Below are 15,904 nucleotides of genomic sequence, written 5' to 3' on the forward strand. Positions count from 1 at the left end.
CCATTTCATCAGGCGAAGCCCGAGGACTTGTTCGGCACCACCGGGCGGCTGGGGAAAGTGAGGCCAGCGGCAGCGGCGGCAGGCTGGAGCAGGGACTTGGCCGTAGCGGCGTCCTTGGCGATCTGGGCGCTGAAATAGTCCGTGTTGAACACCTTGTCCCAGGCGTCGCCCGCCTTCTTGCGCGTGCAGTCGTATTCGTCGAGAACTTTCAGTGTCTCCAATGCCTCGCCCAGGCAATCGCGGAAGAAGATCACGCCCTCGTCACCTTCCTCCGCGAGATTCTTGTCCGCATACACCGGATGGCCGATGCGCTGACTGAAAACCAGTTGCGCCTTGATCGCCTTCCAAGTGTCGCGCAGGGCGTCATCGTCCCGGTCGAGACGCGCCACGAAGTGGTCTACGACCAGTTTCGAGATGCAGATGCCGCTGGTGGTCTTTTTCTTCCAGGCGACGCGGCTGCGGGCCATCTTCTTGGTCAGCTTGGTGATCCGCCGCAGTTGGCTGGTATCGGACTGCCCCGCCTTCAGTTCCGAGCCGACCGCATCGTTGTACCAGCGCGTCACCTTGCGGGCATCCGACTTGACCCAGTCGTCGCCGCTGGCCAGTTCGTACTCGACGACTTCGTTGCCCCAGAAGTCCTTCGAGCGGATCGTGCGGTAGACGGGAATGTCGATGTGGTAGCCGTCCGGATACTGCTGGCGCACGCAATTGGTCTTGACCACCGCGTCGTAGGCCAACCGGTCGTCCTTCAGCGCGTTGCGAACCCGGGTGCGGGCGTCGCGTGCGCCGAGGTAGCCGCCATCGGCGTCCTTCAGGTCTTCCTTGTCGAAATACACGCCATCGTCGATGTCGTAGTCGCAGGCATCATCCTGGACCATGGTGCGCATCGCATAGGAGCCCTGCGAGCTGAACTCCTTGGGCAAGGGATGGCCGGCCTTGGTCAACCCGTTCTTGAGCCGCGTCCGGCCACTGTCGCGGCGGTTGCGCATCTCCGTCTGGTCGTCGTTCGAGAGGTTAACCCCGTCCGCGTGATACCCCTTCATCTCTTTGTTGCAATCAATGGTGGTCATGGGCTTTTGCCTCGGGCTGCTGGCGACTGGGATCGGACGCGCCCGCCAGTGCAGTGCGGAACGCGCTCATCCGATCGTCTGATTCAGTCGTCGCCCAGGCGAAATCGACGTCGGAGATGGCTTGCCGGGCGAGCGCGTTGAGTACCTTGGGACGCGCGTCGTCCATGTTTTCCAGATACCTGTGGAGTTCGCCGGACGGGCATTGCGCCGGCAGCCGGTAGGCGAAGCTGCCGTGCCCCCGCAGCTCCGCGATCTTCTGCGCGAGGTAGCCATATGCGACCGCCTGTGCGTTGATGCTCGCGGCGATGGCCTTGAGGCCGCTGTCCCAACCCAGCGCCCCGCGGTGCAGTTTCCTGGCGCTCTTGAGTTCTTCGCCGCCCTGTACGGGAAGCGTGCCGAGCATGTACAGGTGGATCGGGCGATCGGCCTCGCCGCGCCGCTGCAGGATCTCGTGCGCTTCGATCATGCCCACCGCGCCCGGGTTGTTCGCCCACAAGCCGCCGTCCACGTAGTCGACGGTGGCCTCGCCACCACCGGGTTCGGTCAGGCGTGCGATCGATCGCAGGATGGGGGCAGCGCTGGTCGCCATGCAGGCGTCCACCAATAGCCGCTCGTTGTCGCGCCCGTTGAGACGGTCCATGTGCGGGGTCTTGAACACCACAGAGGCATGGCGGTTCAAATCCACCGTGGTGATGGCCAGGCCGATGCCGCGGCGCGCGTAGACCTGCCCCATGGTCTCGGTGCCGAAGGCATCGGTAAGCACGGCACGCAAGGCCCGGTCGCCGGCGGCAAGGCCGGAGAACAGGCCTCGGACGTATTTGCCCAACTTCGGCACTGCCCGCAGCCGCTGCCGCGGGAAAATCTCCCGGCCATGCACCTGGTACAGCGCCAGCACCTTGCCGAGCGGGATGCCTGCCGCCAGGGCGCAGGCGACAATCCCGCCGGTACTGGTCCCCACCAGCAGGTCGAATGCCCGGCCCGGGTCGATCTCTCCAGTACCTGAGACGCGGAGCCGCTGTGCGAATGTGTCGAGATACGTCGCCTGGTAAACGCCGCGCATTCCGCCACCGTCCAGGCACAGTACGCGAAATGGCTCTCCACCCCCCATATATGGCCCTCCTGTAGCCATCCAAGCACGATATATGGGGGTGGGCAGGTAAATTTCAAGTACGACCTTTCGACCGCCAATAAGCTGTCATTTACCAATCGCTTTACGTTGACGGAACCCCCGATCCCGCGCCATGAACGCCTCCAGCATGTGGGGGATCAGCGTCATCGCATCGACCGGCTCACCGTAGGTCTGCGCGTGCAGCGCGGCGTAGCGGTCGAGGTCGGCTTTCAAGCTGGCCGGACACGCAAACGTCAGTTTGACGGTCTCGCTCTTGGGCAGCGGCCCGAGCCGCAGCTTGTTCGTGCTCATTGCGATGATCCTCTCTGGAAGAACAGCGGCTGGTACGGCCGCAGCACCAGATCCCGGTTGACGATGACGCGCACCGGCAGGCCGGGGCGGCTGGGCAGCGTGGGCTGGATGTTCATGTTGCGCCGGGTCACTTCCTGGCCAACTTGATTGATCGTGTCCTGCGCGCTGTCGCGGCCGGCGATGATGACGCGGTTGCCATCCTGCCGGTTCTCGGGCGCGGCCAGTTCGGCGCCGACGCCGAGCAGCGTGGTCAGCACCGCGCCGGCGAAGATGCGATCCCAATGCCAATCGACACCATCCTCCAGGCCCGCGTAGCCGGCAGGGTCGGTGCCCACGAGGTTGTCGAGTTGGAATGATGACGTGTCGGGCAGGATCACCCGGTTCCACACCACCTGCACACGGGTCTGCCCGTAGCTCACCTGGCTGTTGTAGCGGCCGAGAATGCGCGAGCCCTGCGGGATCAGCAGGTGGTGTCCGGTGGCCGTGTCGTAGACCGGCTCCGTCACCGTGGCGATCACGTCGCCCGGCAGGTCGGAGTTGATGCCGGTCACCAGCGCGGCCGCGATCACCGTGCCGGCCATCACCTGGTACGGCGACGCGGGCAATTGCAGGTTGCCGGAATTACGGGTTTCCGTGGAACCGGCTTGCAGGAATGCTTCCTTCTGGTCCTGCCGGTTCTGCACGGCGGTGGGATCGGCCGGCTGCGCTGCCGTCGAAGCCGGCCCGGCGGCTAACGGATCGAAACCCGCCAGCCCGGTCAGTGGTGGCGCTCCCGCCACGGTCTGAGCGGGAGCGGCCACGGCGGCACGCTGTCCGCCCGTGCTGAAGAACACGGACGAAACCGCCGCTTCCTCGGCTTCCTTGAGCCGCGCCAGGCGCTCGGCCTCGGCCGAGTCATGGCCAGGCTGCTGGTAGCCCAGTGCCTGCTGCTCGGCGCGCAGCATCGGTCCGCCGAGGTCGCCGGGCAATGGCTCGCCCAGCACGGGCACCTCCGGCGGCAAGGGCGGCGGCAATTGCGAATAGTCGGCGGGCAAGCGGGCCAGCCCTTCGGAGGGCGAGACGCGATCGACGTTGTACAGCTCGGCCGGCTCATTCCCGCCCCGGCGCTGTGGCGCTTGCAGTGACCAGAGCGTCGCGCCCAGCACGGCGGTGGCTACGCCGCCGGCGAGCACCGCCAGCACGCGTCGGTTCAGGCGCGTGACCGGGCGCGGCTGTGCGCGCAGCGCGACCTGCTCCGGCGCCACCTTGGGCGGGGCGTCGGCCACCGGCCGGCCGGAAGCATTGTCCTGATCCATGCTCAGTTCCTCCGTGTGCCGTCGGTCCGCTCGATGCGCACCACGTCGCCCCTGTCGCCACCCAGGCGCAGTTCGGCCGCGCCGAACAGCCGGTCCACGATGTAGTACGGCGCGCGGAAGCGGTAATTGACCAGTTGGCCGTCGCCTTGCGCGCCGATCACGAACAGTGGTGGCAACTCGCCTTGGGCGATGCCGGCCGGAAACTGGATGTAGACCTTTTCCGTGTCGTCGAAGACACGCAGCGGCTTCCACGGCGGATTGCTGCCGCTGATCGCGTAGCGGAAGCGGATGTTCTCCAGCGTCAGGCCGGTATCGAGCGGCGCCGCTGTCTGCGCCGCCTGCGCCTGGCGCTGCAAGGCCAGCATGCGGTCGCGCGGATAGTCCCAGGACACCGACGCCATCCATGCGCGTTCTGTCGAGGTCAGCTCGATCAGATAGGTGCGGCGGCTGGTGGTGATGACCAGATTGGTTTTGAGGCCGGCGCGGATCGGCTTGACCAGCACGTTGACGCGCAGCTCGTCACCGCCGCCGCTCGACGTGTCGCCGACGATCCAGCGCACCGTGTCGCCGGAGGCGACCGTCACCAGTTCCTCGCCGGGCTGGAGGGTAATCACCGTGACCCGCTCCGGACTCGTATAGACCTGGTACAGTGCGCCGTCGGTAAACGGCCAGACCTGAATCGCATTGATGTAGCCTTCGCGCGTGGGCGCCATGCGCGCTTCCTCGTTGGCGCGGGATACGCGCACGCGCTCGTCCTCCGGCTCGGGTGTCGCCTGCGTTTCCGCGAGTTCGGGCAGCGGCATCAACTGTCCCGGCAGCGGCAAGGGTTCCGGCATCGCAACCACCTCCATCGGCAGAGGCGGTTCGGGCAAGGGCTGCGCCTGCACCGGCTCGTCGAGCGTGATGCTCGGTGGCTTGCGTGGCGTGGCGCAGCCCGACAGTGCGATGGCGACCAATGCAACAGCGAAAAAGTGGAAAGACGGTTTCATGGCCTGCCTCCTTCGGTTGAGTCGAGTTCCTGGCTCCACGACAAGCCGTTGACGTAGATGCCCAATGGATTACGGCGCAGCCGCTCTTCCGAGCGTGGCGTTTGCAGCACGATGGAGACCACCGCCGTCCAGCGTTCGGTGCCCGCTGCCGCGCCGTTGACATAGCGCTGTTCGGCCCATCGAATCTGGAACGATGTATCGCTTACGCGCACAACGCTGTTGATCTGTACCGTCACCGTCTCCCGACCAATACGTGTGAAGGGATCGTTGGCACGCGCATAATCATTGAGCACGGCCGCACCTCGGTCGGTGGTGTAGTCGTAGGCATCCAGCCAGTTCTGCCTGACCACGATGGGGTCGATGGACAGCGAGCGCACCAGCGTGACGAAGCGCGCCAAATGGTGGGCGATCTGCGCATCGTTGGGCCGGTACGGCGTGGCCGCTTCGCCGACGGCGCGCACTTGCCCGCCGTGGTCCACTTCCACCACGTAGGGCGTGACGATGGACTGCGCCGAACGCCAGACCAGACCGGCGGCCATCAGCAGCGCCAGCACCAGACAGCCAAAGGCCATCAGCCGCCAGTTCCTGGCCTGTGTACGGGCCGAGCCGATGCGCTCGTCCCATACCTGTTCGGCGGCCTGGTACGGCGTCGCCGGTTGCGGTGTGTCGGCGTAGCGCACCTGCGGTCGTTTGAATCGCATGGCAGGTTCTCCTTATGAGTTCGATGGATCGCGCAGGCTGGGGCCGCTGCCCGCGCCGCCGCCGTCGCCACCGCGCAGCGTGTGCGCAACGGTGGTGGCGGCATGGGAAAGCTGCTGGCGGCGTTGCAGGCGCCTGGCCCATGCGGGTTGTCCGGTGCCGGCGGATGCGGCTTCCGCGCTGCCTTGAGCCGTCGAGCCGGCAGCGGCATTGCTCGCGCCGGCTGTGGCAGGCGGGGGATTGATGGCGGCAGCGGCGCGCGCTTGCAGCGAACGCGCACCGGCAGACACACGCTGCCCGACCGACTGCGCGCCGGTCCGGGCGACGTTGCCCAGGCCGGCCGCCGCGCCTCTGAGGCCACCGCCAGCACCGGCGGAACCTGCCTGGAAAGCCGACCGCGCGCTGCTGGCGGTCGATGCCATCGAACGTGCGCCGCCGACAGCCATGCGGGCCGCACCCGGCGCCATGCGCGCGCCGGCCACAACGGCACCGCCGACTCCGGTGGCCGCCGCACCCACGGCAACCGCCGTACCGGCCGCGCCGAGCGTGGCGCCCGCCATCGCCCCGGCGCCGAGCTGCGGCGAACCGGACACCAAGCCAGTCGCGATACCCGGTCCGAAGATCCCGAGGGCCAGCAGCGACAGCGACGCCAGCATGATGACCAGCGCGTGGTCGATGGACGGTTCGGCCGGCGCGGCCTGGAACTCGGCGAACAGGCCGGTGCCGATGCCGACGATCACCGCCAAGACCAAGACCTTGACGCCCGAGGCCACGACATTCCCCAGCACCTTTTCGGCCAGGAACGCGGTCTTGTTCCACAAGGCGAACGGCACCAATACAAAGCCCGCGAGGGTCGTCAGCTTGAACTCGATCAGCGTGATGAAAAGCTGGATCGCCAGGATGAAGAAGCTGAGGATCACCACCAGCCAGGCGAGGAACAGCACGGTGATGACATCGAGGTTGGTGAACACGCCCGGAAAGCCGGTCATGTCTCCGATCTGTTCCATGATCGGCGCGGCGGCGTCGATGCCGGTCTTGGCCAACCGTCCCGGTTGCAGGAACTCGGCCTGCGTCAGCGTCGAGCCGGAAGCGGTCAGCCCCAGCCCCGCGAAGGAACGGAACACGATGCTGGCCAGCCAGTTGAAGTTGCCGATGATGTAGGCGAACACGCCGACGTAGAGCACCTTGCGGATCAGCCGGGCGATCACGTCATCGCCCTGGCCGGTGGCGTGGCTCATCGCCCAGTACAGGCCCGCGATGGTGATGTCGATCACGATCAACGTGGCGGTGAGGAACGCGATCTCGCCACCCAGCAACCCGAAACCCGAGTCGATGTAGTTGGCGAAGACGATCAGGAAGCGGTCGATCACCGCCACGTCATTCATGGCCTGTTCCTCAGTCGCGGTAGAACGGCACGGTCTGCGGCGTGTACGGCGTGCCCTCGCCGAGGAAGCGCCGCCGCACTTCGCGCGATTGCTCGGTGGCCGCCGCCTGGCGCGCCAGTTCCAGCGACGCGGCCCGGTCCTGCGTCAACTGGAGCTGCTGCGCCTGGATAGCCTGCTTGGCCTGCAAGGCCAGCAACTGGTTGGTCGCCTGCATGGCTTGCAGCGCGCCGTTGGCCGACTGGCTCTGGCCGACCAGATCGGCGAGCACGCCTTCGTCTTCGCTGAGGTTCTGGTACACCTGCGCCTGCACGCGCATCGCGGTGTGCAGGCCGTCGAGCGTATGGCGCCAGCGCTCGCGCGCGTCTTGTGCCATGCGGTCGCCGCTCACGGTCGCTGCGTATTCGTGCGGATACAGCCGGGCGAACTCCTGGTCCAGATTTTCCACCCGGTAGGCGAGTCCCTGCGCCTCAGCCATCAGGCGTTCGATGGTCGCCAGCGTCGAGCGCAGGCGATTGACCGTGTTGTAGTCCAATCGATCCAGATTGCGTGCCTGGTTGATCAGCATCTGCGCTTCGTTCTGAAGCTGCCGCACCTGGTTGTCGATCTGTTGCAGCGTGCGGATCGCGGTCAGCGTGTTCTGCACCAGATTGGTCGGGTCAATTACGGTCCACTGCGCCTGCGCGGCAGGCAACGTGCAGAACAGCACGGTGGCAACGGTCGCGAGAAGTGTCTTCTTCATGACGGGTTCTCCTGTGAGGGGTTGGACGCGGCAGGCGCGGACGGCAGCAGGTCGGCCGCCCAGTCCAGACCGCAATGGCGCAGCCACGCCCCCGCAAAGCCGGCGACACCGGCCTCCAGCAATATGCGGTCGATGTCACGCTGATCCTGTGGCGTAGACGCACCGGCGAAGGCCAGCGCGACCGGTCCCAGATCGAGATCGAACAGGCGATTGCCCAGCCGCGACTGGTAGTAGTAGTCGCGCTTGGGCTGCGCGGTGGCGACGATCTCGATCTGCCGGCTGTTCAGCCCGAAGCCTTCGTAGATCGTGCGAATCTGCGGTTCGGTGGCCTGCGGGTTCGGCAGGAAGATGCGGCTCGCGCAGCTCTCGATGATCGCGGGCGCGATGCTCGAATCCTTGATGTCGGCCAGCGACTGCGTGGCGAAGATGACGCTGACGTTTTTCTTGCGCAGCGTCTTCAGCCACTGGCGGATGCGCGCGGCGAACACCGGGTCGTCGAGGAACAGCCAGGCTTCGTCGAGGATCAAGAGCGTGGGCGCGCCATCGAAACGCTCGTCGAAGCGGGCGAACAGATAGCCGAGCACCGCCATCACGGCGGCGCGGCTCGCCATCAGTTCTTCCGTCTCGAAGCCCTGCACGTCGGCCATGCCCAGGCGGTCGTGGTCGGCATCGAGCAGACTGCCGTGGGCGCCGCCGAGCACGTAGGGCGCGAGCGCCTGGCGCAGCGTGTTGTTCTGCAACAGCACGGAAAACCCGGTCAGTGTGCGCTGTTCCACCGGCGCACCGGCGAGGCTTTCCAGCGCCGACCAGATGGCCGCCTTCTCGTCCGGGCCGATGCTCACGCCCTCGTGCAGCATCCGGCTTTCCAGCCATTCGGCGGCCCAGGCGCGGTAGCCCTCCTGGTCGATGCGCGCGAGCGGCTGGAACGCGATGTCGCCGTCGGTGCCGAGGTCGTAGTGCTCGCCACCCAGGCCGAGGATGGTGGCGCGCATCGAGCGCCCCATGTCGAAGGCGAAGATGCGCGAGCCGCGATAGCGGCGGAACTGCATCGCCAGGGTGGCGAGCAGCACGGACTTGCCCATGCCGGTGGGGCCGCACACCAGCGTATGGCCCACGTCGCCGATGTGCGTCACCAGCCGGAACGGCGTGGCGCCATCGGTGCGCGTGACGATCAAGGGCGGGCCGTCGAGGTGCGCATTCTTCTGCGGCCCGGCCCACACCGCCGACACCGGCATCAGGTGCGCCAGGTTCAGCGTCGAGACGATGGGCTGGCGCACGTTGGCATAGGCGTTGCCCGGAATCGACGACAGCCACGCATCCACCGCATTCAAGGTCTCGGGAATGGTGACGAAGCCGCGTCCCTGGATGACGCGCTCGATCATGCGCAGCTTCTCGTCGGCGACATCGGCATCGGTGTCGAGCACCGTTACGGTGGCGGTGACGTAGCCGAAGGCGACCTGATCGCCGCCCAGTTCCTGCAAGGCGGCATCCGCATCGGCCGCCTTGTTGCTGGCGTCGGTATCCCCCAGCGGCGATTCCTGCTGGAATATCGTCTCCCGCAGCAGCGCGACGACGTTCTTGCGTTTGGCGAACCACTGGCGGCGCAGGCGGCCGAGTTCCTTTTCCGCCTCAGACTTGTCCATGCACAGGAAGCGCGTGCTCCAGCGGTAGGTGAAGCCCAGGCGGTTCAGGTCGTCGAGCAGCCCCGGCCAGGTCGAGGTCGGAAAGCCGCGCACCGTCGCCACGCGCAGATGCGCATCACTCAGCATCGGCGCCAGCCCGCCGGTCAGCGGGCAGTCGGTCAGCAGCGCATCGAGGTGGAACGGATGTTCCGGCACGGCCACGCGGTGGCGCCGTGTGGAAATGGTCGCGTGCAGATAGGTTAGCGTCTCGCCGTCATCGAGCCAGGCAATCTCCGGCATCACGCCATCGAGCAGGTCGAAGCAGCGATCCGTCTCCGCCAGGAACGCACTCAGACGCTCGTGCCAGTCCACACCGCGCTGCGGCGTGTTCTCGTAGAGCAGCTTGGCGGCGCGTGCGCGGGATTCCTCCGGCGGCAGGTACACTAGCGTCAGGTGATAGGTGCTCTCGAAGTGGCTCTGATCCTCCTCGAAGGTGGCGCGGCGTTCTTCATCCACCAGCCACGACAACGGCTCGGGAAATTCCGAGTGCGGATAGTCGGCCGCTGCGAGCCGCTCGGCTTCCACGAACAAGGCCCAGCCGGAACCTAGCCGGCGCAGCGCGTTGTTCAGGCGCGCCGATGTGGCGATCAGCTCGCCCTGCGTCGCACTGTCGAGGTCCGGCCCGCGAAAGCGCGCCGTGCGCTGAAACGAGCCGTCTTTGTTGAGCACGACACCACGCGCCACCAGCCCGGCCCAGGGCAGCCAGTCGGCGAGCAGTGCGGGACGCTGGCGGTATTCGGTGAGGTTCAGCATGGCGGCGCCCTCATACATCCAGCAGCGGCTTGTGCTTGATGTGGCGTGCAAAGACCTGCATGAACTGCGGATCGACGCGCGCACCCCATACCGCCAGCGAGTGGCCGACGATCCACAGCACCAGCCCTGGAATCCACAGTTGCAGGCCGAGGCCCACGGCGGCGGCCAGCGTGCCGTTGGCGATCGCCACGGTGCGCGGCGCGCCGCCCAGCAGGATCGGCTCGGTCAGCGAGCGGCGCAACGGCACCTCGAAGCCAGTGGCGAAGTCGTCAGGCGCGCTCATACGACGGCCCCGCCGGAGAAGCTGAAGAACGACAGGAAGAACGAAGACGCGGCAAACGCGATCGAAAGACCGAACACGATCTGCACCAATTTGCGAAAGCCACCCGAGGTGTCGCCGAAGGCGAGCGCGAGGCCCGTGGCGATAATGATGATGACCGCGACGATGCGCGCCACCGGCCCCTGAATGGAGTCGAGGATCGCTTGCAGCGGCCCTTCCCAGGGCATGCTGGAACCCGCTGCGTGTGCCGTGCTGGCCGCCAGCAGGAACACCACGGCCAGCAGCAGCCCTTGCTGCGCCGGAGCGGTAAGGCAGCGCAGGCGCGCAAGACGGAAAAGCGGATTTACGGAAATGCGGAAAGCATGGGCAGGCGTCATGGCAGTTCTCCAGAGTGGGTTGAGGACGGGGATGGAAGCGGCGCGAGCGCGTCGTCGAGCTGGTAGCCGTTGCCGTCGAAACCGGTCACGCGGGCGACGGTCTGGACCTGGCGGGCACGGCCGCGTCCGGCGATGAAGACGATGACGTTCACCGCCTCGGCGATCAGCGCGCGCGGTGGGGTCATGGCGACTTCGAGGATCAGTTGTTCGAGGCGCAGCAGCGCACCGTGGGCGGAACTGGCGTGCAGCGTGGCGACCCCGCCCGGGTGCCCGGTCCCCCACACTTTGATGAGGTCCAGCGCTTCGCCGCCGCGCACCTCGCCGACGATCACGCGGTCGGGGCGCAGGCGCATCGTGGCGCGCACCAGCTCAGTCATCGACACCACGCCGGCGCGGGTGCGCAGCGGCACGTGGTCGCGCGCCGCGCACTGCAATTCCACGGTGTCTTCCAGCACCAGCACGCGGTCGTTGGTGGCCGCGATTTCGGCCAGCAGCGCATTGGCTAACGTGGTCTTGCCGGTACTGGTGCCGCCGGCGATCAGGACGTTCTGGCGCTCGCGCACCGCGTGGCGCAGGAACTCGGCTTGTTCCGCACTCAGAATGCCGTCGCTCACGTAGTCGGCCAGGCCGATCACGCCGCCCGCGCGCTTGCGCAGGGCGAAGGCCGGACCCGGCGCCGCCGGCGGCAGGATGCCCTCGAAGCGCTCGCCAGTCTCCGGCAGCTCGGCGGTCAGCAGCGGCCGGCCGCGATGTACTTCCGTGCCGACGTGTGCCGCCACTAGGCGGATGATGCGTTCGCCATCGGCGGCGGACAGCGATTCGCCGGTGGCGGCGCGGCCTGACGACAGGCGGTCGATCCACAGCGCGCCGTCCGGGTTCAGCATCACTTCCACCACGTCCGGGTCTTCCAGCGCGGCGGCGATCAGCGGTCCCATTGCGGTACGCAACATGCGGATGCGCCGATCCAGTGAGGTGGCCGAGGACGACGGCTGCTGCGGGACGGCGTTCATGAAGCCGTCTCCTGGGTCTGCTCCCGCGCTTCGGCGAGCGCGGCCGCATCGTCCGGCCGTTGCGTATCGGGCTGGATCTCGTCATAGACCTCGCGCACGAGACTGCGCCCGCGCAGCAGGTGGCGGCCGAGCTGTTCGATGAACTGCTCGAAACGCGCCTTGCCCTGCGCCTTCGCGGCTTCCTGATGCGCTTCCGGCAGCGGCGTGCTGACCGTCAGGTAGTAGCGCACATACAGCGCCAGCGTTTCGAGCAGGATGTTCTGGTCTCGCTCCAGCTTCTCGAACTGGCGCGACAGCCGATCCAGCCGTTTGGCCATCGCCGCTTCGCGCTGGTCGGCTGCGTCCGGCGACAGCCAGGACGCCAGCGCCGCCGCGACGATGGAGGACTTGGACACGCCTTTCTTCGCGGCCAGTTCGTTCAGGCGCCTGGCGTGGTCGCGCTCGATGAACAGGTTGAGGCGATGGCGGGAATGAAGCTGGCTCATAGTGGGATTCCGTCGTCGGGGTCGAGAGCGGCCAGCCGCGCCGCGCGCTGCAAGCGCGGATCAAGCTGGGACGGCAGAGGCAAAGGTGCGTCGTCTTCGTCATCGAGCAGCGCCAGGTCGCTGGCCGCGTGTTCGGGTGCGAGGTTGTAGGCGACGGCTTCGGACAACTCGGGCTGGCGGCGCGGTCCGCCTTCGTCGGCTGTGTCGGTGATGTCGGCGAGACCGGCAGCGGCCGGCGCGACAGGCATGGTGGGAATCGCCAAGGCGCTCCAGTCATCCGGTCTCGCGGCCGGCGCATCGGCATAGCGGCCCGGTGCGAGCACAGGCGGCGACAGCACGCGCCGCTTGAAATTGGCATCGCTGTAGTAGCGCAGCTTCTGCGCCTTGATCGGCGGATGGCCCGAGACCATCACCACCGCCTCGTCAGAGGGAAGCTGCATCACCTCGCCGGGTGTCAGCAGCGGCCGTGCCGTCTCCTGCCGCGATACCATCAGGTGCCCGAGCCAAGGCGCGAGCCGATGGCCCGCGTAGTTGCGCTGCGCGCGCAACTCGGTCGCGGTGCCGAGCGTTTCGGAAATACGCTTGGCCGTGCGCTCGTCGTTGGTGGCGAAGGTCACACGTACATGGCAGTTGTCCAGAATTGAATGGTTCTGGCCGTAGGCTTTGTCGATCTGATTGAGCGACTGCGAAATCAGGAAGGCGCGCAGGCCGTAGCCCGCCATGAAGGCCAAGGCGCTCTCGAAAAAATCCAACCTACCCAGTGCCGGAAACTCGTCGAGCATCAACAGCAGCTTGTGCCGACGTTCCACGCCGTCGCTGCCATTCAGAGATTCGGTGAGCCGCCGCCCGATCTGGTTGAGGATCAGGCGGATCAGCGGCTTGGTGCGGCTGATGTCGGACGGCGGCACCACCAGGTACAGCGACACCGGATGCTCGGCGGCGATCAGGTCGGCGATGCGCCAGTCGCAGCGTGACGTTACTTCGGCCACGGTCGGATCGCGGTACAGACCCAGAAAACTCATCGCGGTGGACAGCACGCCCGAGCGCTCGTTGTCGCTCTTGTTGAGCACTTCGCGCGCGGCGGACGCAACGACGGGATGCGGCGTATCGCCCAGATGATGCGTGGTCATCATCCGGTGCAGCGTCACCTCGAACGGGCACGCCGGATCGGAGAGGAAGTTGGCGACGCCGCGCAGCGTCTTGTCCTCACCCGCGTAGAGCACGTGCAGGATCGCGCCGACCAGCAGCGCGTGCGAAGTTTTCTCCCAATGATTGCGGCGCTCCAGTGCGCCTTCGGGGTCCACCAGGATGTCGGCGATGTTCTGCACGTCGCGCACTTCATGCGCACCTCGCCGCACCTCCAGCAGCGGGTTGTAGGCTGCCGACCTGGCATCGGTGGGGTTGAACAGCAGGCAGTGCGAGAAGCGCGAACGCCAACCGGCGGTGATGGCCCAGTTCTCGCCCTTGATGTCGTGGATCACGGCCGACGCCGGCCAACTCAACAAGGTCGGCACGACCAGCCCCACGCCCTTGCCCGAGCGCGTGGGCGCGAAGGTCAGGACGTGTTCCGGCCCTTCATGGCGCAGGTATTGGCGCTCGAACTGACCGAGGAAGACGCCGGCCGGACCGGCGAGACCGGCCGCGCGGACTTCGGCCGCGTCGGCCCAGCGCGCCGAACCGTAGGTGGTGACGCGGCGGGCCAGCCGCGAGCGCCATACCGACATGCCGATGGCGACCGCCACCGCCACCAGGCCGCTGGAACCGGCGATGGCGCCGCCCTTGAGGAAGACGTGGGGCGCGTAGGCGTCGAAGAAGAACCACCACTCGAACAGGCGCCACGGGTGATAGATTGGCGTGCCGAAGAAGTCGAACCAGGGCGCGCCCAGGCGTACCTGATAACCCAGGGCGGCGGCGGTCCACTGCGTGGCGGCCCACACCCCGGCGATCACGATGCCGAACACCGTCAGCACCTGACCGTACAGCACGCCTGTTGCCTGCATTCCGGCCTCCGAATATCTCCTGCACGTTGCGCGGCAAAGCGAGTGCCGCAGGTGTCAGGTTCGGTGCTGGATCAGTGCCGGTCAAAGACTGTTATCGGCAAAATGCAGGGCGAAAAATGCAATAGTTCCGGTCGGCGCGTGTGCCGGACAAACGCTGCGCACGAGAGCGCGCTGCGGCATGGCGATGAGCCGGACATTTTTTTCACCAAATACGTCGGATCAGAACCTCGGTTCTTCCGTCGGCGGTGTATAGGGCACATCGCCATCGCCCATGAAGCGCCGGCGTGTGGCCTCGGCCACCGCGTTGCACAACTCGTCGCCGAGCGCGGCCGGGTTGTCTCGGCATTGCTCGCGCAACTCGGCGAGACGTTCGGGATCGGCAATCAGCGATTCGACGGTTTCCGTCGGCGCTGACTCACCACAGGCGGTCATCATCAATGCAAGCAATAGCACCGTGAGTTTTCTCATGGTTTGATCTCCTTCGTGATGTCAGTGTGATGTGAAGGTGTATCCACGCCAATCGGACTGACCCGATCAATGAAGCGGCTCAAGGTCTCGGAGGGATCGACATTCCGCCGCAGCAGATAGGTGATGAGTGTCGGGGAACGGCCCGCCAAGGGACGGCCGACCACATCTCCATTCCGGCAGGCGATGACCTGCGAGGCACCGACCAATGCCAGCGCATAGCCTGCCGCCACCAGCGTCAGCATCAGTTCCAACGAAGTCACCTGTTCGGCGATAAGCGGGTCTGTGCCCGCTCGACGCAGGATGCGCGCGATCTGCTGCCCGTAACCTTCACAGGACTGCGGATCGCACATCACTAGCGGATAGCGCAGCACCTCGTCCAACGGAATGCGCTTGTGAACCAGCAGAGGGTGCCGCGCCGGCAGGGCGACCATTAGTGGATCACTCCACGCCGGCTCGGCCACAATGCCGTCCCCGACCTCGGCCGACTGGGCGAAGCCTACATCGTACAGGTCGTCGTGCAATCCCCTGATTTGCTGCGACAGCGGCACCTCGAACAAGCGGACCTCGATATCGGGATCGTCCTGTCGACACTGGGCAAGCAAGGCGCTCAGGCGTGGCGGCGTGATCCCGTCGGACAAGGCAACGCGCAGTTGGTCCAGGTAGCCGGCGGCGACGGCCTCGACGCTGTTGCGCGCCTGTTCCAGAACAGCGAAGACACGCCGGGCATGCTCCAGAAATACTTGGCCCGCGCGGGTCAATCGCGTGCTGCGAGTCGTCCGGTCGAAAAGACGAACACCCAGGTGCTCCTCCAACTCCTTGATAGCGCGAGACAACGGCGACTGCTCGATATGCAGGCGCTGGGCGGCATGTCCGAAATGCAGTTCCTCGGCGACCACAATGAAATAACGAAGATGGCGCAGCTCCATGTGTCTTGTCCTGAATTTATCAATGCCTCCGCTCGAAGCCATCAGGCTCAAACCGACGTTCTCTATAGGCAAGCAGCCGAAGCGCGTTGAACACCACGACCAAGGTTGATCCTTCATGCGCCGCGACGGCCGGGCCGATTCCCAATCCGAGAATCGTTGCAGGAACCAGCAGCGCCACGATGCCAAGGCTGATAAACAGGTTCTGGCGGATGATCGCGCGTGTACGCCGACTGAGTTCGACCGCAAACGGCAGGTGCGAAAGATCGTCCGCCATCAAGGCAACGTCGGCAGTCTCCAACGCCACGTCCGAGCCGGCCGCCCCCATG

At 66.3% G+C, this 15,904-nt stretch carries 16 protein-coding genes and 1 pseudogene; all 17 read right to left on the reverse strand.

Annotated elements, in window-relative coordinates:
* Positions 1–8: 8 nt before the first annotated feature.
* The gene (locus tag CMO28_RS24860; protein ID WP_296718584.1) at positions 9–1,070 is read right to left on the reverse strand and encodes a cyclic GMP-AMP synthase DncV-like nucleotidyltransferase; all 1,062 of its coding nucleotides are present in this window, start codon (positions 1,068–1,070) and stop codon (positions 9–11) included.
* Complete coding sequence (locus CMO28_RS24865) at positions 1,057–2,199, reverse strand: patatin-like phospholipase family protein (protein ID WP_322111408.1); 1,143 nt, start codon at positions 2,197–2,199, stop codon at positions 1,057–1,059. Before CMO28_RS24865 ends, CMO28_RS24860 begins: the two co-directional genes overlap by 14 nt.
* A gap of 66 nt (positions 2,200–2,265) precedes the next feature.
* Complete coding sequence (locus tag CMO28_RS24870) at positions 2,266–2,490, reverse strand: DUF2274 domain-containing protein (protein WP_296718589.1); 225 nt, start codon at positions 2,488–2,490, stop codon at positions 2,266–2,268.
* Positions 2,487–3,785: a TrbI/VirB10 family protein gene (locus tag CMO28_RS24875; RefSeq protein ID WP_296718592.1), complete on the reverse strand. Its 1,299-nt coding sequence runs from the start codon at positions 3,783–3,785 to the stop codon at positions 2,487–2,489. Before CMO28_RS24875 ends, CMO28_RS24870 begins: the two co-directional genes overlap by 4 nt.
* A gap of 2 nt (positions 3,786–3,787) precedes the next feature.
* Positions 3,788–4,774, reverse strand: coding sequence for a P-type conjugative transfer protein TrbG (gene trbG, locus CMO28_RS24880; RefSeq protein WP_287945094.1), 987 nt, complete (start codon positions 4,772–4,774; stop codon positions 3,788–3,790).
* The gene (gene trbF / locus CMO28_RS24885) at positions 4,771–5,475 is read right to left on the reverse strand and encodes a conjugal transfer protein TrbF (RefSeq protein ID WP_287945095.1); all 705 of its coding nucleotides are present in this window, start codon (positions 5,473–5,475) and stop codon (positions 4,771–4,773) included. The genes trbG and trbF overlap by 4 nt, the downstream gene beginning before the upstream one ends.
* A 12-nt stretch (positions 5,476–5,487) precedes the next feature.
* On the reverse strand, positions 5,488–6,858 hold the full coding sequence (gene trbL, locus CMO28_RS24890) for a P-type conjugative transfer protein TrbL (protein ID WP_287945096.1): 1,371 nt from the start codon (positions 6,856–6,858) through the stop codon (positions 5,488–5,490).
* A 10-nt stretch (positions 6,859–6,868) separates the two neighbouring features.
* Complete coding sequence (gene trbJ, locus CMO28_RS24895; RefSeq protein ID WP_287945097.1) at positions 6,869–7,597, reverse strand: P-type conjugative transfer protein TrbJ; 729 nt, start codon at positions 7,595–7,597, stop codon at positions 6,869–6,871.
* The gene (gene trbE / locus CMO28_RS24900) at positions 7,594–10,032 is read right to left on the reverse strand and encodes a conjugal transfer protein TrbE (protein ID WP_296718602.1); all 2,439 of its coding nucleotides are present in this window, start codon (positions 10,030–10,032) and stop codon (positions 7,594–7,596) included. Before trbE ends, trbJ begins: the two co-directional genes overlap by 4 nt.
* A 10-nt stretch (positions 10,033–10,042) precedes the next feature.
* Positions 10,043–10,315, reverse strand: a complete 273-nt coding sequence (locus CMO28_RS24905) for a VirB3 family type IV secretion system protein (protein WP_296718604.1) — start codon at positions 10,313–10,315, stop codon at positions 10,043–10,045.
* Positions 10,312–10,689 (reverse strand): TrbC/VirB2 family protein, encoded by a 378-nt coding sequence (locus tag CMO28_RS24910; RefSeq protein ID WP_296718607.1) that lies wholly within the window; start codon positions 10,687–10,689, stop codon positions 10,312–10,314. The genes CMO28_RS24905 and CMO28_RS24910 overlap by 4 nt, the downstream gene beginning before the upstream one ends.
* Positions 10,686–11,699 carry a P-type conjugative transfer ATPase TrbB gene (trbB, locus tag CMO28_RS24915; RefSeq protein ID WP_296718610.1) on the reverse strand — a complete coding sequence of 338 codons (1,014 nt, stop codon included), beginning with the start codon at positions 11,697–11,699 and terminating at the stop codon, positions 10,686–10,688. The genes CMO28_RS24910 and trbB overlap by 4 nt, the downstream gene beginning before the upstream one ends.
* On the reverse strand, positions 11,696–12,184 hold the full coding sequence (locus CMO28_RS24920; protein ID WP_296718612.1) for a CopG family transcriptional regulator: 489 nt from the start codon (positions 12,182–12,184) through the stop codon (positions 11,696–11,698). The genes trbB and CMO28_RS24920 overlap by 4 nt, the downstream gene beginning before the upstream one ends.
* Positions 12,181–14,184, reverse strand: a complete 2,004-nt coding sequence (locus CMO28_RS24925; RefSeq protein WP_296718614.1) for a conjugal transfer protein TraG — start codon at positions 14,182–14,184, stop codon at positions 12,181–12,183. The genes CMO28_RS24920 and CMO28_RS24925 overlap by 4 nt, the downstream gene beginning before the upstream one ends.
* A 219-nt stretch (positions 14,185–14,403) precedes the next feature.
* A complete protein-coding gene (locus CMO28_RS24930) occupies positions 14,404–14,652 on the reverse strand; it encodes an EexN family lipoprotein (RefSeq protein ID WP_296718617.1) in 249 nt (82 codons plus the stop codon).
* A complete protein-coding gene (locus tag CMO28_RS24935) occupies positions 14,649–15,578 on the reverse strand; it encodes a LysR family transcriptional regulator (protein WP_296718620.1) in 930 nt (309 codons plus the stop codon). The genes CMO28_RS24930 and CMO28_RS24935 overlap by 4 nt, the downstream gene beginning before the upstream one ends.
* 19 nt (positions 15,579–15,597) lie before the next feature.
* A pseudogene (locus CMO28_RS24940) lies at positions 15,598–15,904 on the reverse strand (heavy metal translocating P-type ATPase); the annotation flags it as partial.

The sequence above is a fragment of the Tistrella sp. genome (genome assembly GCF_002684955.1).
GTDB lineage: Bacteria > Pseudomonadota > Alphaproteobacteria > Tistrellales > Tistrellaceae > Tistrella > Tistrella mobilis.